The organism is Arthrobacter sp. BPSS-3 (assembly GCF_044628475.1).
Lineage (GTDB): Bacteria > Actinomycetota > Actinomycetes > Actinomycetales > Micrococcaceae > Arthrobacter.
The window spans coordinates 43,080-64,385 of the sequence record NZ_JBIMMV010000010.1 but is presented as its reverse complement, the minus strand read 5'-3'; the positions used below and the strand labels follow the sequence as shown (position 1 = coordinate 64,385).

Annotated in this window: 19 protein-coding genes; 13 read left to right on the top strand and 6 right to left on the bottom strand. The window is 70.7% G+C overall.

What is annotated here, in order from left to right:
• Positions 1 to 43 precede the first annotated feature (43 nt).
• The 4 genes from ACFVY3_RS15195 to ACFVY3_RS15180 all read right to left on the bottom strand — a co-directional run bounded on the left by ACFVY3_RS15195 (position 44) and on the right by ACFVY3_RS15180 (position 3,244).
• Positions 44 to 964 carry an anti-sigma factor domain-containing protein gene (locus tag ACFVY3_RS15195; RefSeq protein ID WP_400160342.1) on the bottom strand — a complete coding sequence of 307 codons (921 nt, stop codon included), beginning with the start codon at positions 962 to 964 and terminating at the stop codon, positions 44 to 46.
• A 1-nt stretch (position 965) separates the two neighbouring features.
• Positions 966 to 1,568, bottom strand: coding sequence for a sigma-70 family RNA polymerase sigma factor (locus ACFVY3_RS15190; RefSeq protein ID WP_364132913.1), 603 nt, complete (start codon positions 1,566 to 1,568; stop codon positions 966 to 968).
• 207 nt (positions 1,569 to 1,775) lie between these two features.
• Positions 1,776 to 2,243 (bottom strand): tRNA (cytidine(34)-2'-O)-methyltransferase, encoded by a 468-nt coding sequence (locus ACFVY3_RS15185; RefSeq protein ID WP_400160341.1) that lies wholly within the window; start codon positions 2,241 to 2,243, stop codon positions 1,776 to 1,778.
• Between the two features lie 29 nt (positions 2,244 to 2,272).
• Complete coding sequence (locus tag ACFVY3_RS15180; protein ID WP_400160340.1) at positions 2,273 to 3,244, bottom strand: J domain-containing protein; 972 nt, start codon at positions 3,242 to 3,244, stop codon at positions 2,273 to 2,275.
• 126 nt (positions 3,245 to 3,370) lie between these two features.
• Here ACFVY3_RS15180 and ACFVY3_RS15175 point away from each other — a divergent pair, with 126 nt between their 5' ends.
• Together ACFVY3_RS15175 and ACFVY3_RS15170 are read left to right on the top strand one after the other, a co-directional pair.
• Positions 3,371 to 4,315 (top strand): diacylglycerol/lipid kinase family protein, encoded by a 945-nt coding sequence (locus ACFVY3_RS15175; RefSeq protein ID WP_400160339.1) that lies wholly within the window; start codon positions 3,371 to 3,373, stop codon positions 4,313 to 4,315.
• 7 nt (positions 4,316 to 4,322) lie between these two features.
• Positions 4,323 to 5,009 (top strand): hypothetical protein, encoded by a 687-nt coding sequence (locus ACFVY3_RS15170; protein WP_400160338.1) that lies wholly within the window; start codon positions 4,323 to 4,325, stop codon positions 5,007 to 5,009.
• On the opposite strand, the gene ACFVY3_RS15165 is transcribed toward ACFVY3_RS15170, so the two are convergent.
• Positions 4,916 to 5,923: a DMT family transporter gene (locus ACFVY3_RS15165; RefSeq protein ID WP_400160337.1), complete on the bottom strand. Its 1,008-nt coding sequence runs from the start codon at positions 5,921 to 5,923 to the stop codon at positions 4,916 to 4,918. The two genes, ACFVY3_RS15170 and ACFVY3_RS15165, sit on opposite strands and share 94 nt — an antisense overlap.
• A gap of 127 nt (positions 5,924 to 6,050) precedes the next feature.
• On the opposite strand from ACFVY3_RS15165, the gene ACFVY3_RS15160 reads away from it, so the two are divergent.
• The 8 genes from ACFVY3_RS15160 to ACFVY3_RS15125 all read left to right on the top strand — a co-directional run bounded on the left by ACFVY3_RS15160 (position 6,051) and on the right by ACFVY3_RS15125 (position 15,939).
• Positions 6,051 to 7,277, top strand: coding sequence for a cysteine desulfurase family protein (locus tag ACFVY3_RS15160; protein WP_400160336.1), 1,227 nt, complete (start codon positions 6,051 to 6,053; stop codon positions 7,275 to 7,277).
• Positions 7,278 to 7,420: 143 nt separating this feature from the next.
• On the top strand, positions 7,421 to 8,545 hold the full coding sequence (gene mnmA / locus ACFVY3_RS15155) for a tRNA 2-thiouridine(34) synthase MnmA (RefSeq protein WP_400160335.1): 1,125 nt from the start codon (positions 7,421 to 7,423) through the stop codon (positions 8,543 to 8,545).
• Positions 8,546 to 8,760: 215 nt separating this feature from the next.
• The gene (locus tag ACFVY3_RS15150) at positions 8,761 to 10,395 is read left to right on the top strand and encodes an ABC transporter substrate-binding protein (protein ID WP_290255697.1); all 1,635 of its coding nucleotides are present in this window, start codon (positions 8,761 to 8,763) and stop codon (positions 10,393 to 10,395) included.
• A gap of 131 nt (positions 10,396 to 10,526) precedes the next feature.
• The gene (locus tag ACFVY3_RS15145) at positions 10,527 to 11,618 is read left to right on the top strand and encodes an ABC transporter permease (RefSeq protein ID WP_290255696.1); all 1,092 of its coding nucleotides are present in this window, start codon (positions 10,527 to 10,529) and stop codon (positions 11,616 to 11,618) included.
• A gap of 1 nt (position 11,619) precedes the next feature.
• The gene (locus ACFVY3_RS15140) at positions 11,620 to 12,660 is read left to right on the top strand and encodes an ABC transporter permease (RefSeq protein WP_364132888.1); all 1,041 of its coding nucleotides are present in this window, start codon (positions 11,620 to 11,622) and stop codon (positions 12,658 to 12,660) included.
• Positions 12,657 to 14,369 (top strand): ABC transporter ATP-binding protein, encoded by a 1,713-nt coding sequence (locus ACFVY3_RS15135; RefSeq protein WP_400160334.1) that lies wholly within the window; start codon positions 12,657 to 12,659, stop codon positions 14,367 to 14,369. The genes ACFVY3_RS15140 and ACFVY3_RS15135 overlap by 4 nt, the downstream gene beginning before the upstream one ends.
• Before the next feature lie 110 nt (positions 14,370 to 14,479).
• Positions 14,480 to 14,902, top strand: a complete 423-nt coding sequence (locus tag ACFVY3_RS15130) for a chorismate mutase (protein ID WP_377972111.1) — start codon at positions 14,480 to 14,482, stop codon at positions 14,900 to 14,902.
• Positions 14,899 to 15,939, top strand: coding sequence for a hypothetical protein (locus tag ACFVY3_RS15125; RefSeq protein WP_400160333.1), 1,041 nt, complete (start codon positions 14,899 to 14,901; stop codon positions 15,937 to 15,939). Before ACFVY3_RS15130 ends, ACFVY3_RS15125 begins: the two co-directional genes overlap by 4 nt.
• 18 nt (positions 15,940 to 15,957) lie before the next feature.
• On the opposite strand, the gene ACFVY3_RS15120 is transcribed toward ACFVY3_RS15125, so the two are convergent.
• Positions 15,958 to 16,668 (bottom strand): DUF4166 domain-containing protein, encoded by a 711-nt coding sequence (locus tag ACFVY3_RS15120; RefSeq protein WP_400160332.1) that lies wholly within the window; start codon positions 16,666 to 16,668, stop codon positions 15,958 to 15,960.
• 130 nt (positions 16,669 to 16,798) lie between these two features.
• On the opposite strand from ACFVY3_RS15120, the gene mtrA reads away from it, so the two are divergent.
• From mtrA to ACFVY3_RS15105, 3 genes are all read left to right on the top strand, one after another.
• Entirely contained in the window at positions 16,799 to 17,473 is a 675-nt protein-coding gene (gene mtrA / locus ACFVY3_RS15115) for an MtrAB system response regulator MtrA (RefSeq protein ID WP_290255690.1), read from the top strand.
• 157 nt (positions 17,474 to 17,630) lie between these two features.
• Positions 17,631 to 19,499, top strand: coding sequence for an MtrAB system histidine kinase MtrB (gene mtrB / locus ACFVY3_RS15110; RefSeq protein ID WP_400160370.1), 1,869 nt, complete (start codon positions 17,631 to 17,633; stop codon positions 19,497 to 19,499).
• Positions 19,496 to 21,238 carry an LpqB family beta-propeller domain-containing protein gene (locus ACFVY3_RS15105; RefSeq protein ID WP_400160331.1) on the top strand — a complete coding sequence of 581 codons (1,743 nt, stop codon included), beginning with the start codon at positions 19,496 to 19,498 and terminating at the stop codon, positions 21,236 to 21,238. The genes mtrB and ACFVY3_RS15105 overlap by 4 nt, the downstream gene beginning before the upstream one ends.
• Positions 21,239 to 21,306: the final 68 nt, after the last annotated feature.

Here is a 21,306-nt window from a genome sequence, read left to right as displayed (position 1 = left end):
TCGGCGCGGCTTTTGTCGTGGTAGAGATTGTTCGCGCGGCCGCTCAGGCGCCCAGCGAGGCCGCCGCCACCGTGGGCATGGTGGGTGTCTTGGACCCTCCCACCGGTTCCACCGTGATGCCTAGCGCCGCGGCGGAGCCGATGCCGGTGACCACGGCGGGCTTGGACAGCGCCTCGGCGTCCATCAGCCCCTTGGAGACCGGGGCCGACCCGTCCTTGGGGATCAGCCACATCTGGTAGACCTTGCCGGACGGGGGAGCGGGCACGCCGTTCATTTTGACGACGACGGCGTCCTTGGACGAGGACAGCGTCAGCGACGCCGTGCCGCCGCCGATCACGTCGATGGTTTCCTTCTTCACGTCACCGGCCTGCAGCACCTGGGCCATCGGGTCGTTCTGGTTGGCGATGTAGGCACCCACGCCCACCCCGCCGACGGCGACGGCGGCCGCCGCTGCGACGCCGATCAGCCAGGTACGCATGCCCTGCGGGCGGCGGCGCTGCTCCCGGCGCTCCCGGGCCGCGGCAAGGTCGTCGGTGCCGGTTGCCTGGGCCGCGTCCCGGACGGGCCGGGCGACCACCGGGGCGGAGGCGCCCGGGAGGGCTACGACGGGTGCCCCGGCCTCCGGGGCACCCGATTCCGGGGTCGCAGGGGTCGACGCCGAAGCGGCCGTGGGCAGCGCGGCGGAGATCTTGTCGAACAGCCCGGCCGGTGGTTCCTCCTCGGCGGTGAAGCTCATGGCCAGGGTCTCCCGGGCCTGACGCACGCGTTCCTCGAACTCGGCCCGCTCGGCGGCGGGGGCGGAGGACAGATAGCGGTCGACGGCGTCGCGTTCGCCGTCGTCGAGGGCGTGCAGCGCGTACACCTCGGCCAAGTCGACGGCGCGGCCGGAGGCGAGATCGGTGGCGATGTCGGCGGAGAAACCGCCGGCGGGTCGCCCGCCGTTCAGCGGATTAATGTCGTTCATCTCAACTCACCCCCAGGCAGTTCTTCAGTCGGATCAGGCCGTCGCGGATGCGGGACTTGATGGTGGGCACGGCGGCGTTCAGTTTCTCCGCCACCTCACGATAGGTGAGCCCGCCGTAGTAGGCGAGCCTGACGGATTCCTGCTGCGTATCCGTCAGCGTTTCCAGGCACCGGACCACCGCCTCGGCCTCGAGCCGGCCGCCGACCTCGTCGGACACGGAGTCGTGGTCGATGTCCTGGCTGCTGGCACCGTAGCGGGCCTCCCGGTCGCTGGCGGACTGGGTCGAGCGGACCTTGTCCACGGCGCGCCGGTGCGAGATGGTCATCAGCCAGGCCAGCGGGCTGCCGGCGGCGGCGTCGAACTTGGCCGCGTTCTGCCAGACCTGGAGGAAGACCTCCTGCGTGGTGTCCTCGCTGAGTTCGGGATCGATCAGGACACGGCGTGCCATGCCGAAGACACGGCGGGACGTGAGCTCGTAGAACTCGGCAAAGGCGGACTGACTGCCGCCGGCGATCTGGTCGAGCAGCACGCCGAGCCGGTGGTTCACATCGGTGGTGCTCGTCGGGGGAGCGGCCTCGCGGTTCGGGGCGTTCGGAGTTTCCATCACCTTCAAGCATAGGCCGCCGCCGCCCGTGCGGAGATCAGGCCGGGCGTGCGGGGAGTGCCCCGCCCGGTGCGGTCCGCCGGACCTGTGTACCTGGAGTGTGCTCACCGGCCGCTCCTCGCTCCTTTCCTTGGTTGGCGTTTGTGGTGTCCATGAAGGATTCGGCGCCGCGCCGGAGTTGGATGGGAGGGACTTAAACGGGGCCGTTCAGAGCTTGGCGCCGGCGAAACCGTTCTGCCGCCACGCCTCGTAGACGGCGATCGAGGCGGCATTGGCCAGGTTCAGCGAACGAAGTGCCGGCAGCATGGGCAGCCGGACCCGTGCGGTGACGTGTGGGTCGTGTTTGGCCTCCTCGGAGAGGCCAGCGGATTCCCTGCCGAACATCAGCACGTCCCCGGGGCGGTAGGCGATGTCCGTGTAGGAAGTGTCGCCGTCGGAGGTGAAGGCGAAGACCCGTTCGGGTTGCAGGGCCTCCCACGCCGTGCCCAGGTCCGGGTGCACCGTGACGACGGCGAGGTCGTGGTAGTCCAGGCCGGCGCGCCGGAGCTTGGCGTCGGAGAAATCGAAGCCCAGCGGCTCCACCAGGTGCAGCTGCGCCCCGGTGATGGCCGCGAGGCGGATTGCGTTGCCGGTATTACCGGGAATTTCGGGGCTGTCGAAGAGGATGCGGAACACGTTCCCATCCTAGCCAGCGGCCCCGGCCGCTAGTGCATCCCCCGCAGCAGCCGGGCCAGGACCGGCACCAGGACCGTGTTGGGGGCCGGACCCGAGCCGAGGAACTGTTTCAGTCCCCGGGCCAGGCCGGCGGCGTTGACCACCTGGACGGTCTCCAGGGCGTCCTCCCCGCCCCGCCGGCGTCCGGGCCGGTCGATCACCGGCTCGTGGAGGTTGCCGTCGGTGCTGTGCACCACGGTCCAGCCGGTGACGTTGAGTTCGGGGAAGATGTCCTGCATCCGCCGGACCACGTGGGCCAGTTGCGGCGGGGCGACCGAGCGGCCGCCGTGGTTCAGGGTGCGACCATCCCAGGCGTACGCGCCCGGGGGCAGCAGCATGGACCCGATGATGGCCATCCGGTAGCCGGAGAGCAGCACGTGGTCGATGTGGCTGTTGTCCGCCGGGGACTGCAGCCCGTTGATCAGCCGGGCGGCCGGGATGCCGGGGAGGACCTGCCGGGAGAGCAGCTGCACCGTCCGGAGTTCGCGCTGGATCCGGGCCTCGGCACCGAAGATGCCCCGGCGGCGGGGCATCCCGTGGACCTGCTGGCGCGCCGTCGACGCCGGAATCAGCGGCACCTCGCCGGCCGCCGCCAGCTCCTCGAAGGAGGGGACATACACCGGGGCGTCGGCGGCGGTACTGCGCGGTGTGTTGGGCCGGCGCACGTGGGCCGAGGCGCGGCTGCCGGCGGCCGGGGCGTCGAAGTGCGCGCCCTCGTCCTCCGGGGGAATCCGGCTGGCGGCCGAGGTCCCGCTGCCGTAGGAACGGTCGTAGTCGGCCCGGCGGCGGGCGTCGATGAGGGTCTCGTAGGCCAGGGTGACGCGACGGAACGTGGCCGGGTCCCCGCCGTGGTCCGGGTGGGCGGTGCGTGCGGCCTTCCGGTACGCCACCTTGATGTCCTTCTCCGTCGCCGTGACCGGAATCCGAAGGACCTGGTAATGCGAACTGCTGCCCTGCGTCACGCACCGTTCCTTTGCCTCGAGGGGACTTCCCGCCGGCGGCTCCGGCGTCGCCAGTTTAACCGGCTTGAGGGGAACAACGAGCGCGGAGCCGTGGAAGGTTCCCCGGCGGCTGGCATAATTCAGGCCATGAAGATCGCCCTCGCCGTGAATCCCCGCGCCTCGTTCGGCCGCGGCCGGCACGCCGGCGGGGCAGCGGCGGAGTGTTTCCGGGCTGCCGGCGCGGAGGTGGAGCTGCTCTGCGAGGACAGCTATGCCGCCCTCGCCGCGCGGGTGGCCGACGCCGTCGCTGGCGGAGTGGACGCCCTGGTGGTGGTCGGCGGCGACGGCATGGTCCACCTGGGCGTCAACGCGCTCGCCACCGTTCCCGCCGTCGCCGGGGCTGACGGCGGCGCCCCCTCGGCCGGCGCAGGGACCGCCGCCGGGACCCCGCTGGGCATCATCCCCACCGGCACGGGCAACGACCTGGCCCGGATGCTGGAGCTGCCGCGGCATGACATTCCTGCCGCGGTGGAGCGCGTCCTCGCGGCCCTCGGCTCCGGCGGACGGCGGATCGACGCCGGCCGCGCGGTGACTGCCGGCCGGACGCACTGGTTCGCCGGCGTCCTCTCCGCGGGCTTCGACGCGGCCGTCAACGAACGCGCCAACGGCTGGCGCTGGCCGCGGGGCCAGTCCCGCTACAACCTGGCCATGCTCCGCGAACTGGCCGGATTCACCGCCATCGACTACACCCTGACCATCGACGGCGAGCGCCGCCGGCAGGGCGCCATGCTGGTCTCGGTCGCCAACGGCCGCTCCATGGGCGGCGGCATGGCGATCGCCCCGGAGGCGAGCCTGGAGGACGGTCTTTTGGACCTGTTCGTGGTGCACCCGCTGTCCCGTGCTGCGCTCCTGGCGGTCTTTCCGAAGGTCTTCACCGGCCGGCACGTGGGCCACCCCGCCGTGGAACTGCGCCGGGTGCGCCGGGTGGTGCTGGAGGCCGACGGCGTCGTCGCCTACGCGGACGGCGAGCGGCTGGGACCGCTGCCCCTGACCATCGACGTGGTGCCCGGGGCCCTCCGGGTGCTGGCCTAGGAGTCCAATGCCTGCCTGCCCGCTCCGCCGCGCCCCGGCCGCGGCCCTCCCCTTACTGGGGGTCCTGCTGCTGGCCGTGTCCGGGTGCAGCGTCGGCATCCCCGACCCGGCCGCCCCGGCGCCCGCCACCTCCACCGGCGTGCCGGCCCCCGCCACCCCTACCGTCACCCCGGGCCACGACGCGGACGCCGTCGCCGCCCGCGACCTGCCGTTCAGTGCGGGGGAAAGCCTCGCCTCCGGGGTCCCCGTCCAACTCTCCGACGGGCTCAAGGACGCCCCGGGCTGGTCCGCCGGGGGGCAGGGCACGGCCGGGGCCAGCATCTACAAGAAGGCCGACGGCTGCCAGGCGGCGGCCCGGGTCAGCACCAACCAGGGGCCGCTGGCGGTTCCGGGGGATGACAAGGCCTCCACCGAGGCGCTGTTCCACTACCTGGACCCGAGCATCCTGCCCGGTTACCTCGCCACCGACACCCTTCGCTGGGGCGGCGACGCGGACAAGCCCGGCCCCCGCGTGGAGGTACTGGTGTACGACGGCGGCGCGGCCGGCACGCGGGCAGCGGTCAGCTACGCCCGGATGTTCGCGAAGGCAGGCTCGTCGGTCTACGTGTCCGTGGCGTGCCCGGACCGGGGCTCGCTGGCCGCGGCCCGCGCCGACGTCGCCGCGCGCCTGGCCGTGCTGCCGCCGTCGTCCTGACGGGCGGGGGACGCCGAAGAGGCCGTAGCCGGGGCTGCTGTGAGCGGCAGGGCCCGGGGCTGGCCCCTTAGCCCGGTCAGCAGCACCCCGGCGATGACCAGGATCCCGCCGAGGATCTGCACCACCGTCAGCGCCGTGCCCAGCGCCACGGTGATCGCGGCGGTGAACACCACCATCAGATTCAGGTAGTTCCCGGCCGTCCCGGGCGGGGTGGTCCGCAGGGCAAGGTTCCAGAACAGGTAGGCGCCGAGCGAGGGGAAAACGGCGATGTAGGCCAGCGACCAGGCCTCGGCAGGGGTGTCCGGCAGCCGGGCGTGGAAGGCCAGCGCCAGCGGTGCCAGGGTCACGGAGGCCATGGCCACCTGCACCGCCGTGGCGGCGATCGGCGGCAGCGCCAGCCGGCGGGCGATGATCGTGTAGCAGCCCCAGACCAGGATCGCGCCGATCATCAGCAGCTCACCGGTGTTGATGGACAGGCTCAGGATCCGCTCCAGCCGGCCCTGGGTCAGGACCAGCAGCACCCCCAGCAGCCCCAGGCCGATGCCCAGCCAGCCCAGCCGGGTGGTGCGCTCGCCCAGGAACAGCACCGCCAGCACCACGATCAGGGCCGGGTTCGCCGCGGTGATGAGGGAGGCGTTCACCGCGGAGGTGAAACCCAGCGCCCCGTACAGCAGGAGGGTGTAGCCGCTCATCCCCAACGCGCTGAGCAGGAGCAGCACCGGCCAGCGGCGCAGCACCGCGCGCCAGTCCGGCTTCTCCACGACGTGGGCCAATGCCAGCAGCGGCAGCGCGGCCAGGGTCCAGCGCCAGAAGGTCAGGTCCAGCGGCGACATGGACGCCACGGCGGCCTGCCCGACGACGAAGTTTCCGGACCAGAACAGGGTGGCCAGGACCAGGTACAGGGGCGCTTTCACCGCTCGAATGTACACCAGCGCGCCGGGACCGGACCGGCACCCGTTTCGACGTCGTTCCGCAGTGGATTCAGTAGCGGCCCCGCGGGCGGCCACCGACGGCGGGACGGGCCGCCGGTAGAATTGGAGGGTGCCTGCCTACCTCGACCATGCCGCCACCACCCCGCTCGCCGCGGAGGCGCTCGCCGCCCTGACCCGGGAGCTTGCCCGCACCGGCAACCCCTCGTCGCTGCACGGCTCCGGCCGCCGGGCCCGCCGCGCCGTCGAGGACGCCCGCGAGGCGCTCGCAGCCGCAGCCGGGGCGCACCCCTCCGAGATCATCTTCACCTCGGGCGGCACCGAGGCGGACAACCTGGCCGTCAAGGGCCTCTACTGGGCCCGCCGCGCCCAGGATTCCCGCCGCACCCGGATCCTGTGCTCCACGATTGAACACCACGCCGTGCTGGACACCGTCGAGTGGCTGGAACGGCACGAGGGCGCCGAGGTGGCCTGGCTGCCCGTGGACTCCGACGGCGTGCTCGACCTGGCCGCGCTCGCGGCCGAACTTGAGCGTGACCCGGAGTCGATCGCCCTGCTCACGCTCATGTGGGCCAACAACGAGGTCGGCAGCATCCAGCCCGTAGCCGAGGCCGTGCGGCTGGCCCACGCCGCCGGCGTGCCCGTCCACTCGGACGCCGTGCAGGCCTTCGGATCCCTGCCGGTGGACTTCCGCGCCAGCGGCCTGGACGCCATGTCCATCTCCGGCCACAAGATCGGCGGCCCGGTGGGGGTCGGGGCCCTGGTCCTGGGCCGCGCCGTCACCCTCACCCCGGTCCAGCACGGCGGCGGGCAGGAGCGTGACGTGCGCTCCGGCACGCTGGACACGGCCTCGATCGCGGCCTTCGCCGCCGCCGCGGAGGCGGCCACGGCCCGGCTGGGGGAGGAGACCGCCCGGATCACGGCGCTCCGGGACCGGCTGATCGACGGCGTCCGCGCCGCCGTGCCGGAGGCGGTGCTGCGCGGCGCCCCGGGGGAGGGCCGGCTGCCCGGCAACGCCCACTTCACCTTCCCCGGCTGCGAGGGCGACTCGCTGCTGTTCCTCCTCGACCTCGCCGGGGTGGAGTCCTCCACCGGCTCCGCCTGCACCGCCGGGGTCCCGCGTCCCTCCCACGTGCTGCTGGCCATGGGGCTGGACGAGGACACCGCCCGCGGCGCGCAGCGCTTCAGCCTGGGCCACGCCTCCACCGACGCCGACGTCGACGCGCTGCTGGCCGCGCTGCCCGGCGCGTACGCCCGGGCCCGGCAGGCCGGCATGGCCGGCCACGAATCCAGCATCCAGACCGCGGGCACCCTGGCCCGCCGGAACGCCCTGGGCTAGGCTTCCCGACGGCGCCGCCGGCCGGGCCAGCGCCGACGGCGGTCCGGGGCGGTTTTTGGGGCAGCCTCCGGCGCGGCGGTAGAATCGGGGCTGGGCGGTGTGTTATTCCGGCGCCCTTCTCCCACTCCCCAGAGAAAGCCAGTATGCGAGTTCTTGCAGCCATGAGCGGCGGCGTCGATTCGGCCGTCGCAGCAGCCCGCGCCGTAGAAGCCGGGCACGACGTCGTCGGGGTCCACCTGGCGCTCTCCCGCATGCCGGGAACGCTGCGCACCGGCAGCCGCGGCTGCTGCACCATCGAGGACTCCCGGGACGCGTGGCGGGCCTGCGACGTGCTGGGCATCCCGTACTACGTCTGGGACTTCTCCGAGCGGTTCAAGGAGGACGTGGTCCAGGACTTCATCGACGAATACGCCGCCGGCCGCACGCCCAACCCGTGCATGCGCTGCAACGAGCGGATCAAGTTCGCGGCGCTGTTGGAGAAGGCGATCGCTCTGGGCTTCGACGCCGTCTGCACCGGCCACTACGCCAAGGTCATCACCGACGCCGATGGCAACCCCGAGCTGCACCGTGCCGCTGACTGGGCCAAGGACCAGAGCTACGTCCTGGGCGTGCTCACCCACGAACAGCTCAAGCATTCGATGTTCCCGCTCGCGGACACCCCCTCCAAGGCCGAGGTCCGCGCCGAGGCCGAACGCCGCGGCCTGTCCGTGGCGAACAAGCCCGACAGCCACGACATCTGCTTCATCCCCGACGGCGACACCGCCGGCTGGCTCGCCGAGAAGATCGAGATGACCGGCGGCGACATCGTGGACGAGACCGGCGCCAAGGTGGGCGAACATCCCGGTGCGAACGCATTCACGGTCGGCCAGCGGCGGGGCCTCAAGCTCGGCACGCCCGCCGCCGACGGCAAGCCCCGCTTCGTCCTGGAGATCCGCCCGAAGGAGAACAAGGTGGTGGTAGGCCCCGAGGCGCTGCTGGCCATCGACGAGATCCGCGGCATCAAGGTCTCCTGGGCCGGCCTGCCGATCGCCGAGATCGCCACCGGCGACGACTTCGACTGCCACGCCCAGGTCCGCGCCCACGGCGACCCCGTGCCCGCGTCGGCACGGATGGAGCACGACGCCGGTTCCGGCGAGCTGGTGGTCACCCTCGCGGAGCCGCTGCGCGGCGTTGCCCCGGGCCAGACCGTGGTGCTCTACCAGGGCAGCCGGGTCCTCGGGCAGGCGACGATCGACGCCGCCCGCTCCCTGCAGAGGGCGGCCCTCTAGCCGCTGCAGCCTTCCTTCTGGAGGGCCGGTAACCGGCCCGAAACCTGAAGGAAACGATGAGATGCCCCGCGTGGTGTAAATTTTGTGTCTCAACTCACAAGATTTAGCGGTACACCCTGCGGTGTTCTGGTTGAATCAGAAAATCAGGACCGTGCGCCGCCCCGAGTCGAGCTTTTCGGCGGTCCACGAGCACTCATCGAACAGAAAGTTCACAGATGGCAATGAACAAAAAGGCCCTGCAGAGCGCCATCGCGCTGGCCGGGGTTTCCGCCTTTGCATTGACGGCCTGCACCGGCCCCTCCGGCGGCGGAACGTCCTCCGGTGGCTCGGCCTCCGGTGGCGCCATTACGTACGGCACCACCGACAAGGTGGTCACCCTCGACCCGGCCGGCTCCTACGACGCCGGTTCGTTCATGGTGATGAACCAGATCTACCCGTTCCTGCTCAACTCCAAGCCGGGCACGGCCGACTCCAGCCCGGACATTGCCGAGTCTGCCTCCTTCACCACCCCCACCGAGTACACCGTCAAGCTCAAGTCCGGACTCAAGTTCGCCAACGGCCACGCCCTGACCTCCTCGGACGTGAAGTTCTCGATCGACCGCGTCGTCAAGATCAACGATGACAACGGCCCCGCATCGCTGCTGGGCAACCTGGACTCGGTCACCGCCAAGGACGACACCACCGTCGTCTTCAAGCTCAAGGAAGGCAACGACCAGGTCTTCCCGGGCGTGCTCGCCGCCAACGCCGGCCCGATCGTGGACGAAGAAGTCTTCCCGGCCGACAAGCTGATGAGCGACGACGACATCGTCAAGGCCAAGCCCTTCGCCGGCCAGTACACGATCGAGAGCTACAAGAAGAACGAGCTGATCAGCCTCAAGGCCAACCCCGACTACAAGGGCCTCCTGGGCAAGCCGGCGAACGACAGCGCCACCATCAAGTACTACGCCGACTCCAACAACCTCAAGCTCGATGTCCAGCAGGGCAACATCGACGTCGCCGGCCGCAGCCTGACCGCGACCGACGCCGCCGACCTCGAGAAGGACTCCAAGGTCAAGGTCCACAAGGGCCCGGGCGGCGAGCTGCGCTACATCGTCTTCAACTTCGACACCATGCCCTTCGGCGCCAAGACCCCCGAGGCCGACCCGAAGAAGGCCCTGGCTGTCCGCCAGGCCATGGCCGACATCGTCGACCGCGACGCGATCGCCACCCAGGTCTACAAGGGCACCTACCTGCCCGCATACTCCGTCGTTCCGGACGGCTTCGTCGGCGCCATCAAGCCGATGAAGGACATGTACGGCGACGGCAGCGGCAAGCCCAGCCTGGACAAGGCCAAGCAGGCCTTCAGCGACGCCGGCGTCACCGGCCCGGTCACGCTGAAGCTGCAGTACAACCCGGACCACTACGGCAAGTCCTCCGGCGACGAGTACGCCATGATCAAGGAGCAGCTGGAGAAGTCCGGCCTCTTCAAGGTCGACCTGCAGTCCACCGAGTGGGTCACCTACTCCAAGGACCGCACCAAGGACGTCTACCCCGTCTACCAGCTCGGCTGGTTCCCGGACTACTCCGACGCCGACAACTACCTGACCCCGTTCTTCATCCCGGGCAACTTCCTCAAGAACCACTACGAGAACCCGGCCGTGACGGACCTGATCAAGAAGCAGCTCACCACCGTTGACAAGGGTGAGCGCGAAAAGGTCCTCGGTGACGCCCAGACGGCCGTCGCCAAGGACCTGCCCTCCCTGCCGCTGCTCCAGGGCGCCCAGCTCATGGTTGCCGGCAAGGACGTCCAGGGCGTCGACAAGACCCTCGACGCATCCTTCAAGACCCGGCTTGGCGTAATTTCCAAGTAGGTCCCATCCCCATCCGGTCCTGACCAGCCACAGAGGCGGGGCGCCCGCGCGGCGTCCCGCCTCCGTGCTGAGGGCAGGACAACCGATTCCCAAGGCCCACGAAGCCGACGGAAACACACATTTAGGTACCAATGACAACACTTATCGAGGCACCGCCCAGCGATGCCGACGGCCTGATGCCGACCAAGAAGAAGTCGTCCGGCGGGGGACTGGGCCAATACATCCTGATCAGGTTCCTGCTGATCTTTCCGACCATCCTTATCCTCGTGACGCTCGTGTTCTTCCTGATGCGGATCACGGGCGACCCGATCACTGCGGCCCTCGGCGGCCGGCTCCCTCCCGAGCAGCTCGCCGAGCGGATCCACTCCGCCGGCTATGACCGGCCCATCTTCGTCCAGTACTTCGAGTACCTGGGCCAGCTGATCACCGGCAACTTCGGCACCACGCTCTCGGACAACCGCCAGGTCTCCGAGATGCTCACCACCTACGGCGCCGCGACCCTTGAGCTGTCCATCAACGCCCTTCTGGTGGCCCTGGTGGTAGGCATCCCGCTGGGCATGGTGGCCGCGCACCGCCGCGACAAGGCCCCCGACGCCGTGCTGCGCATCTTCGCGATCCTCTGCTACGCCACCCCGGTGTTCTTCGCCGGCATGCTGCTGAAGCTGACCTTCTCCGTGTGGCTGGGCTGGCTGCCGGTCGCCGGACGGGCGAAGACCTCCACGGAACTGGCCCTCACCGCGCTGTCCGCGCCGACCGGGATCTACTGGCTGGACTCGCTTCGCAGCGGCAACATGGCCGCGCTCGGCGACGTCACCGCGCACGCGGTGCTGCCCGCCGTCGCCCTCGGCCTGCTCACCGCCGGCATCTTCCTGCGCCTGGTGCGCACCAACGTCATCGGCACCCTCGGCAAGGACTACGTCGAGGCCGGGCGTTCCCGCGGCGTCAGCGAATACCGCCTGGTGACCAAGCACGCCTACAAGCCCGCGCTGATCCCGATCATCACGGTCATGGGCCTGCAGATCGCCGTCATGCTCGGCGGTGCCGTGCTGACCGAGACCACCTTCGAATGGAAAGGCCTGGGCTTCCAGCTCGCTACCTACCTGACGGCCCGCGACTTTGTGGCCGTCCAGGGCATCGTGGTGCTGCTGGCCGTAATCGTGGCCGTAACCAACTTCATCGTGGACATCGTCGCCGCGCTGATCGACCCCCGCGTGAGGTACTGACATGAGCACTGAATCCACCATCGCCGCGGAAAACCGCAGGGAACCGTGGTTCCGGCGCCTGCCGGTCGTGTCCCACTTCAACAAGAGCGTCGGCCTGCAGCGCGGCATGCTGGTCACGGGCCTCATCCTGACCGCCATCTTCCTCCTTACCGCCGTTTTCGCCCCGCTGATCGCGCCCTACGGCTTCGCCCAGATCTCCGACGCCGACGGCGGGTTCCCCGCCCAGCAGGCGCCGGGCGGCAAGCACCTGCTCGGCACCACCGTGGGCGGCTATGACGTGTTCTCCCGCGTCGTCTGGGGCGCCCAGACCGCCGCCATGGTGATCGTCGTCGCGGTCATCATGTCGATCTTCATCGGCGTGATCCTCGGCCTGGTCAGCGGCTACATCGGCGGCTGGCTGGACCGGATCCTGGTGGTCATCGCCGACGCCGTCTATGCCTTCCCGTCCCTGCTGGTGGCCATCGTCATGGCGATCGTGATCAGCGGCGGCCGGTCCAGCCTCTGGGGCGGCATCCTCGCCGCGGCGATCTCCATCACCGTGGTCTTCATCCCGCAGTACTTCCGGGTCATCCGCGCCGAGACCATCCGGCTCAAGGCCGAACCGTTCGTCGAGTCGGCCAAGGTGGTGGGCGCCTCCAACGTGCGCATCATGACCCGGCACATCTACCGCAACGCCACCCGGACCCTGCCGCTGATCTTCACACTGAACGCCTCGGAGGCCATCCTGACCCTCGCGGGCCTGGGCTTCCTGGGCTTCGGCATCGAACCGACGTCGGCCGCCGAGTGGGGCTTCGACCTGAACAAGGCCCTCTCCGACACCACCTCCGGGATCTGGTGGACCGGCGTCTTCCCCGGCCTGGCCATCGTCCTGACCGTCGTCGGCCTGACCCTGGTGGGCGAGAGCATCAACGACCTCAACGACCCCCGGCTGCGCGGCCGCAAGAAGGCTTCCGGCAAGGCCGGAACCAACATTGCCGGATCCAATGCCGCCGGCCCCGGCCCGGCCACGGCAGCACCAACAGCAGAAGTGAGCACGTCATGACCACCAATATCGGCCACGCAGCCGACCAGCACGGCCGCGGCGCCGGCCCCGTGCTGGACATCGACCACCTCAAGGTCACCTTCGCCACGGACGCCGGGGATGTCTACGCCGTGAAGGACGTCAGCCTGGAGGTCAACCCGGGGGAGGTCGTCGCGATCGTCGGCGAATCCGGCTCCGGCAAGACCGTCACCGCCAAGACCATCCTGGGCCTGCTGCCGGAGACGGCCATCAGCTCCGGGGCGGTGCTGATCAACGGCAACAACGTCATCAGCGTCGGCGCCTCCAAGCTGCGGGAAATCCGCGGCCGCGACGTCGCGATGGTCTTCCAGGAACCCTCCACCGCATTGAACCCGGTGTTCACCGTGGGCTGGCAGATCGCCGAAGGCATCCGCGCGCACGCCGGCCGCAACGGCGGCAAGGTCAGCGCCAAGGACGCCAAGGCCCGCGCCGTCGAAGCCCTCCGCAAGGTGGGCATCCCGGACCCGGAGACGCGGGTCAACTACTACCCGCACCAGTTCTCCGGCGGCCAGAAGCAGCGCGTCGTCATCGCCGCCGCGCTGGCCCTGAACCCGGGACTGATCGTCGCGGACGAGCCGACCACCGCCCTGGACGTGACCGTGCAGGCCGAGATCCTCGAGCTGCTCCGCGACCTCCGGGACCAGTACGGCACCTCGATCGTGCTCATCACCCACAACATGGGCGTCGTCGCCGACCTCGCCGACCGCGTCGTCGTGATGTACCAGGGCGACGTCGTCGAGGAGGCCACCTCCCGGGTGCTGTTCGCGGAGCCGAAGCAGGACTACACGAAGAAGCTCCTCGCCGCCGTCCCCCACCTGGGCCGCAACTCCGCCTCGGCGGGGATGACCGAACGCGCCCACCAGGGCGGGAAGGTGCTGGTCGAGGCCAGGGACCTCACCATCGAATACCCTGGCCGCCTCGGCAGCCCGGCGTTCAAGGCCGTCGACCGGGTGAACTTCACCCTCTCGGAGGGCGAGGTCTTTGGCCTGGTCGGCGAGTCCGGCTCCGGCAAGACCACCATCGGCCGGGCCATCGCGGGGCTGAACAAGACCACCGGCGGCAGCCTCAAGGTTCTCGACTACGAGATGCTCAACCTCAAGGAGCGCAGCTTCAAGCCGCTGCGCAAGCAGATCGGCTTCGTGTTCCAGGACCCGGCGGCGTCGTTCAACCCGCAGCTGACCATCGGGGAGTGCATCGCCGAACCCCTGGTCATCCACGGCAAGCCGACACCGGCGCAGGCCCGGCAGCGGACCCGCGAGCTGCTGGAGTCCGTGCAGCTGCCCGCGGCCTACGCGGACCGGTACCCGCACGAACTCTCCGGCGGCCAGCGGCAGCGCGCCTCCCTGGCACGGGCCCTGATCCTGAACCCGAAGCTGCTGATCGCCGACGAACCGACGTCGGCGCTGGACGTGTCGGTGCAGGCCAAGGTCCTGGAGCTGTTCAAAGACATCCAGGCCGAGTTCGGCTTCGCCTGCCTGTTCATCAGCCACGACCTCGCCGTGGTGGACATCCTCTCGCACTGGGTGGGCGTCCTCTACAAGGGCCGGATGGTCGAGCAGGGGCTGGGCAGCCAGGTCATGGGCAACCCGCAGCACGACTACACGAAGAAGCTCATCGCCTCCCTCCCGGTCCCCGACCCGGAGGAGCAGGCCCGGCGCCGGGAGCAGTTCCGCGCCGTCCTGGGCAGCTGACGCCCAACGCCGGCACCCGCCACCGCAGCGGGGCCCGCCGTCCACACCGGACGGCGGGCAGCGCCGCTTAACACCCGGTTCATCGGGCGCCCAGCCCCTAGACTGGAGCAATGACCGAGCAGAGCCACAGCCTCCACCACGACGCCGATGACGACTACGACCCCGCCGCCAGTTCCCTGGCCGGCCAGGTCGATCCCGCGGTGATGGCGGAGCTGCTCTCCATCCGTTCCAGCATCGACAACATCGACGCGACCCTGGTCTACCTCCTGGCCGAACGGTTCAAGGCCACGCAGAAGGTGGGCCACCTCAAGGCCAAGCACCAGTTGCCGGCGGGGGATCCGGGCCGCGAAACCGCCCAGATCGCCCGGCTCCGCCGGCTCGCCGCCGAGGCGCACCTTGACCCCGCCTTCGCGGAAAAGTTCCTGAACTTCATCATCGGCGAGGTCATCCGCCACCACGAGGCCATCGCCGAGGACCACCAGGCCGCGGGCCGGGCGGACGCCGCCGGGACCGCCGTCTCCGCCCAGGCGTGAGCGGCACCGACACCGGGGCCGCCCAGGTCACCGCCACCGCCCACGGGCCCTGGCCGGGGACGGACCCGCTGGAAGCCGCCCGCATCATCCGCGGTGAACTCGGCGCCCCGCACCTGCCCTTCCTGGCCGAACTGCCCTCCCGCGGCGTCGGCTCCGACGCCCTTGGCCGGACCGCCGCGCTCCTGGAGGGCCTCGCCGTCGACGTGCAGCCGCACGGCTGGCGCCTGGTGGACCGCCCCGGCCGGGACGCCCGCCGCGCCCGGTCCGCACTGGCCACCGACATCAACGTCCTCGCCGACGTCGCCGGCACCGAGACGGTGTCCGCCGACGCCCTAAAGATCCAGCTCCGCGGGCCGCTCAGCCTCGCCGCCGGCCTGCACCTGCACAGCGGGGAACGGGCACTGCTGGACCACGGGGCGCGGCGGGACCTCGCCGAGTCCCTCGCCGCCGGCGTCGGCGCCCACCTGCGCGCCGTGGCCGCCGCCGTGCCGGGCGCCCGGCTGGTGGTCCAGCTGGAGGAACCCGACGCCGCCGCCGTCCTGGCCGGGACGATTCCCACCGCCAGCGGCTACCGGACCCTGCGGGCCGTGGCCGGCTCCGAGGTCACCGAATCCTGGCGCCTGGTGGTGGACGCCCTGCACGCCGCCGGCGCGGAGGAGGTCGTCATCGCGGTCCCCGAGGTGGAAGCACCCATCGAGAGGATCCTCGGCGCCGGCGCCGATGGCATCGCCGTGCCGCTGCGTGCCCTGACCTCCCGCCAGTGGGAACACCTCGCCGGCGCGGTGGAGTCCGGGCGAAAGATCTGGGCCGGGGTGCTGCCGGTGGAGGACCCCGCGGCGGAACCAGCGTCCGCCCGGACCCTGGCCGAGGCGCTGTGGCGGCCCTGGCGCCAGCTCGGGTTGCCGGCCTCCTCGCTCGGCGCGGTCCGGCTCACCCCCGCCGGGGGACTGGCCGGCCACTCGCCGGCGTCGGCCACCAGGGTGCTGGCACGGCTGACGCACGCGGCCGACGCGCTGAACCAGATCGCCCTGGGCTAGCGGCCCGGCGCCCCCGCCTCAGACCCGGGACTCCCAACGGTCCGGCCGGGCATTCGCGGGCAGGTATCCGGGGGCCCCTGTGCCGTCCGGGTACGGTTCCAGCCGGTAGTCGAAGCGGCCGGCGTACACCAGCACCAGGCCGACCTGCGGCTGGATGGCCTTGACCTGGATCCGGTGCTTGCCCTCCGCGGCGTCCCACCACTGTTCGGCGTAGGCCTTGGCGTCCAGCGGGCCCGGCAGCGGCAGCCGCAGCGGACCCAGCAGCAACCGGGAGGCTTCCGAGATGCCGCGGAGCCGGCCTTCCGGGGTGACGCTGAGATTCAGGTCCGTGGCCAGCCGGCGGTACCGGCCCACGTAGTCCACCAGCCGGTGCCGGCCGCCGGTCGTGTCCCAGCTGGTGGTGTCGGAGAAGAACCGGGTGACGCCGGGGAAGAAGATTTCGCGCCGTGCCGTCAGGCTGGGCCGGCCGAAGGGGTCCAGGTGGGCGTGGTTTTCGATCCGGAACCGGATGCCCTCGCCGTACTCGGGGAAGAACGCCTGCTCCCCGGTGACGGCCCGCATGAAGGGGCGCAGCCAGCGCTGCCGGCAGCCCACGACGTCGAACACGCCCTCGCCCACCCCGTAGTGGCCGGAGCCCTGGACGAGGGAGAAGTAGTCCTGGAGTTCGGGCTGCAGCCGGGCGAAGTCCCCGCCCAGGCCCAGCCGGTAGATGGGGTCCACACGGTTCACGGCATCCTCCTCGGACTGCGGGCCGCCCGCCGGCCCTGGGACGAATCTACCTGCCCCGGCCGGCGGTCCGCGCCATGCCGGGAGCCGCACGAATACGACAAAGCCATTTCAATAAGGGAATATATAACGTATGAAGGCACGGATTTTGGTAGTGGACGACGACGAGGCCCTGGCCGAGATGATCGGCATTGTGCTGCGCAACGACGGCTTCGACCCCGTCTTCTGCGCGGACGGCGGGCAGGCCCTCGAGGTCTTCCGCTCCGCCAAGCCGGATCTGGTCCTGCTGGACCTGATGCTGCCGGGGATCGACGGGATCGAGGTCTGCCGCCAGATCCGCGCCGAGTCCGACGTGCCGATCGTGATGCTCACCGCGAAGGCGGACACCTCCGACGTGGTCCGGGGCCTGGAATCCGGCGCCGACGACTACGTCCCCAAACCGTTCAAGCCCGCCGAGCTCGTGGCCCGCGTCCGCGCCCGCCTCCGCCCGGGCGACCAGAAGGCCCCCGAGACCCTGCGCATCGCCGACGTCACGATCGACGTCGCCGGCCACGTGGTCAGCCGCAACAGCGAGCGGATCTCGCTGACGCCGCTGGAGTTCGACCTGCTGGTGGCCCTGGCCCGCAAGCCGTGGCAGGTCTTCACCCGGGAACTGCTGCTGGAGCAGGTCTGGGGCTACCGCCACGCGGCGGACACCCGCCTGGTGAACGTCCACGTCCAGCGGCTGCGCTCGAAGATCGAACGCGACCCCGAAGCCCCCGAAGTTGTCTTGACGGTCCGTGGTGTCGGCTACAAAGCGGGGTCGTGAGCCCGGCAGCGGCACCCCCGCACCGGCCGATCCCGTACCGGCCACTTCCGGGCCGGAGAGTACCGGACCGGAGGCCCCGTCGCCGGTGACTTCCGGGCCGGTAACCCCGTCGCCGGCGTCCTCCGAGCCCGCTTCGGAGCGGCCGGAGAATGAAGCCCTGACCACCCGCCACGGCCGGTCCGTGCTGTTCCGCGCCGGGATCTGGGCCCGCCGCGCCCGGATCGTCGCCGTCCGCGTGCTCCGCCTGGTGCTCATCGGCGCCTCCCGCACCCTGCCCGCCACCCGCTACCTGCTGCGCGCCCTGCAGCGCCGCTGGCGCCGGTCGCTGCAGTTCCGGACCGTGCTGACCACGCTGCTGCTGGCCATCGGGTCCTTCGCCGTCGTGGGCGCCTATCTCTCCAACCAGATCGCCAACAACCTCTTCCAGGAGCGGCTGGCGCAGGCCGAATCGGAGACCCGCTACAACGTCAAGCAGGTCCAGGACACCTTCGACGGCGCCCAGGTCACGGACCAGTCCAGCGTCATCACCCTGGTCTATGACACCCTGAACGCCGTCGAGGGCCGCGGCTCGGTCATCCAGCGCCGCTACGTCTTCGAGGCGATGCCGGAGCAGACCAAGCCGCGCAACCGCTGGGTGGAATCCCGGGCCTCGGACCAGCTCACCATCGCCGTGATCCCGCCGGACCTGCGCAAGGCGGTGCAGCAATCGGGCAAGGACCAGTTCTGGGCCTCCACCGAGTTCCCGGTGGGTACCGAGGACCGGCCAGGCATCGCCGTCGGCAACAAGGTGACCTTCAACGGCACCGTGTACGAGCTCTACCTCATCTACGACCTGAACACGGCGCAGAAGACCCTGGACGAGATCCAGAACGTCCTGCTGGTCGGCGCGGCCGTGCTGGTGCTGCTGATCGGCGCCGTCGCCTGGTACGTCACGCGCAACGTGGTCAGCCCGGTCAGCCACGCCGCCGTCGTCTCCGAAAAGCTCGCCGCCGGCCAGCTGCAGGAACGCATGGTGGTCAAGGGCGAGGACGAGGTGGCCCGCCTGGGCGCCTCCTTCAACCACATGGCCGCCAGCCTGCAGGAACAGATCACCCAGCTGGCCACCCTGTCCCAGATGCAGCAGCGTTTCGTCTCGGACGTCTCGCACGAGCTCCGGACCCCGCTGACCACCGTCCGGATGGCCGCTGAGGTCCTCTACGACGCCCGCGAGGACTTCGACCCGATCAACAAGCGGTCCGCCGAGCTGCTCTACCACCAGGTGGAACGCTTCCAGTCGCTGCTGGCGGACCTGCTGGAAATCTCCCGCTTCGACGCCGGTGTGGCCATGCTCGACGCCGAACCCACGGACATCCTGCAGCTGGTGGACCATGTCCTCGAGGGCGTCGCCCCGGTGGCCGCCGAATACGGCTCCGAGGTGACCCTGCACGCGCCCGAGGGCAGTATCATCGTCGAGATGGACGACCGGCGGATCGACCGGATCCTGCGCAACCTCATCCTCAACGCGCTCGAACACGGCGAAGGCCGGCCCGTCAACGTCTCCGTCGCCGCGAACGACACCGCCGTCGCCGTCGCCGTCCGGGACCACGGCATCGGCATGACCCAGGCAGAGGCAGCCCGCGTCTTCGACCGGTTCTGGCGTGCCGACCCCGCTCGGGCCCGCACCACCGGCGGCAGCGGCCTGGGCCTGTCGATCGCCACCGAGGACACCAAGCTGCACAACGGCTGGCTGCAGGCCTGGGGCAAGAAGGGCAGCGGCTCCAACTTCCGGCTCACCCTCCCGCTGCGCCAGGGCGAGAGCATCGGGCGGTCGCCGCTGCAGCTCGAGCCGGCCGACGTCGGACTCGACGGCGGCGCCGGCAACCAGATGGTGCTGCTGAACCACGCCGCCCCGGGCGCCGCCCCCGGCACGGTACCCGGCCCGGTCCCTGTCCCGGGCACGGGCAGCGGTCCGGTTCCGGGCACGGGTGCGGGCGGGACATCAGGCGGCCCGGCGAACGGCCCGGCCGCAGGGGAGGACCAGGCATGAGGACCACCACGGGACGCACGGCCGGCACGCGCGCCGGAAAGCTGGTCCGCTTCGCAGCGGCCCTGCTGGCAATGGTGCTGCTGCTGGGCGCCTGCGCGCAGATTCCGCGCTCCGGGCCGGTAGGCAAGAGCAGCGACGAGAGCGCCGGCAAGCCGAACAACGCCCCGGTGTTCTTCCCGGTCGCCCCGCGCCCCGGCGCCGGACCCGAATCCGTGATCGAGGACTTCTACCTGGCCGGCAGCGGCTACGAGGACGACTACGCGGTGGCGCGGCAGTACCTCACCCAGGCGTCCTCGGTGAAGTGGAAACCGGACCAGCGGGTGCTGGTCTACCGCTCCGCGCAGGTCGTGCCCACCGCCGTCGAGAACGTCTACAACTACCGGCTGGACCTGGCGTACACGGTCGACGCCGACGGGATCGCCACCCAGTTGCCGGAGGGCACCACCGAGAACGTCCCCGCGACGCTGACCAAGGTCGACGGCGAGTGGCGGATCGCGGACATTCCCGACGGCACTGCGATCCCGGAGGAGACCTTCAAGGTCATCTACGGCGCGTACCCGATCTACTTCTACGACCCGACATTCACGTATGCGGTCCCGGACGTGCGCTGGTTCATCAAGAAGAAGACCGTCAAGGCCATGACGAGCGCCCTGCTGGGCGGCCCCGCCCCCTACCTGAAGGGCGCGGCGGTCAGTGCCTTCCCGGCCGGCATCAAACTGGCCCGCGAATCCGTGCCCGTGGTCTCCGGCGCCGCCCAGGTGGACCTGACGGCCAAGGACCTCACCGACGCCTCCAACGAGGACCGGCTCAGGATGCAGACCCAGCTGGCCCTGACCTTCCGTAGCCAGCCCGACGTGATCAACGTCGAGCTGCGCGCCAACCAGGACCTGGTCCGGGTGGACGACAACGGCTCCGTCCTGCCCCCGATTCGCGACAAGGACGTGCCGGCGCGGCAGATCGCCGTCAGCAACAACGACCTGGTCCGGGTGGAGAACAACAAGATCGGACCCCTCCCGGATATCGCGTCGGTCAGCGCCCTGGGACCGCGGTTCCCCGCCGAGTCGCCGGCCAGCCAGGCCGCCGCGTTCCTGAACGCCGGCCGCACCACGCTGTACTCGATCATTCCCGGGCAGCCCGCCCGGGCCCTGGCGACCCGGGGCACGCTGTCCCGGCCCTCGTTCGACCGTTTCGACTGGGTCTGGAGCGCCGGTCCCGGGGCGAACGGTGCCACCGAAGTCGCCGCCTACCGCCCTACAGGGGTGGCCGGGGGCGCTACCGTGCCGACGGTGACGCTCACCGGCGCTTGGCTCGCCGGAGCCGTGGTGAAGGAATTCCGGGTGGCCCGGGACGGGACACGCGCGATGGTGATTTCGTCGCTGAACGGCAAAACCCGCGTGCAGCTCACCGGCATCATCCGCAACGCGGACGGCACGCCCAAGGACCTCACCGCTCCGGTGACGCTGCTGACCGCGCACGACCCGGACCAGGGCGTGTGGGTCAACGACCTGACGGTGGCCGTGATGAAGGGGGCCGCGACGGAAAACGTCACCCCGGAGCTGCTGTCGATGACCGGCACCGCCCCGCAGGAGCTGGCCCCGTGGGCCGGCCTCACCGGGCTCAGCGCCGGCAACGGCACGGCGGAGATCTACGGCCAGTCGGCTGACGGCATCTTCCAGCGGCTCGGCAACGGCTGGTCCCTGCAGCTCAAGGGCGCCATCGACCCGGCCTTCCCGGGGTAGGGCCCGTGGGCAGTCCCGGCCGGTTGTCCACATAGCCGCATCCTGACCCGGGCGCGGCCACCGAGACG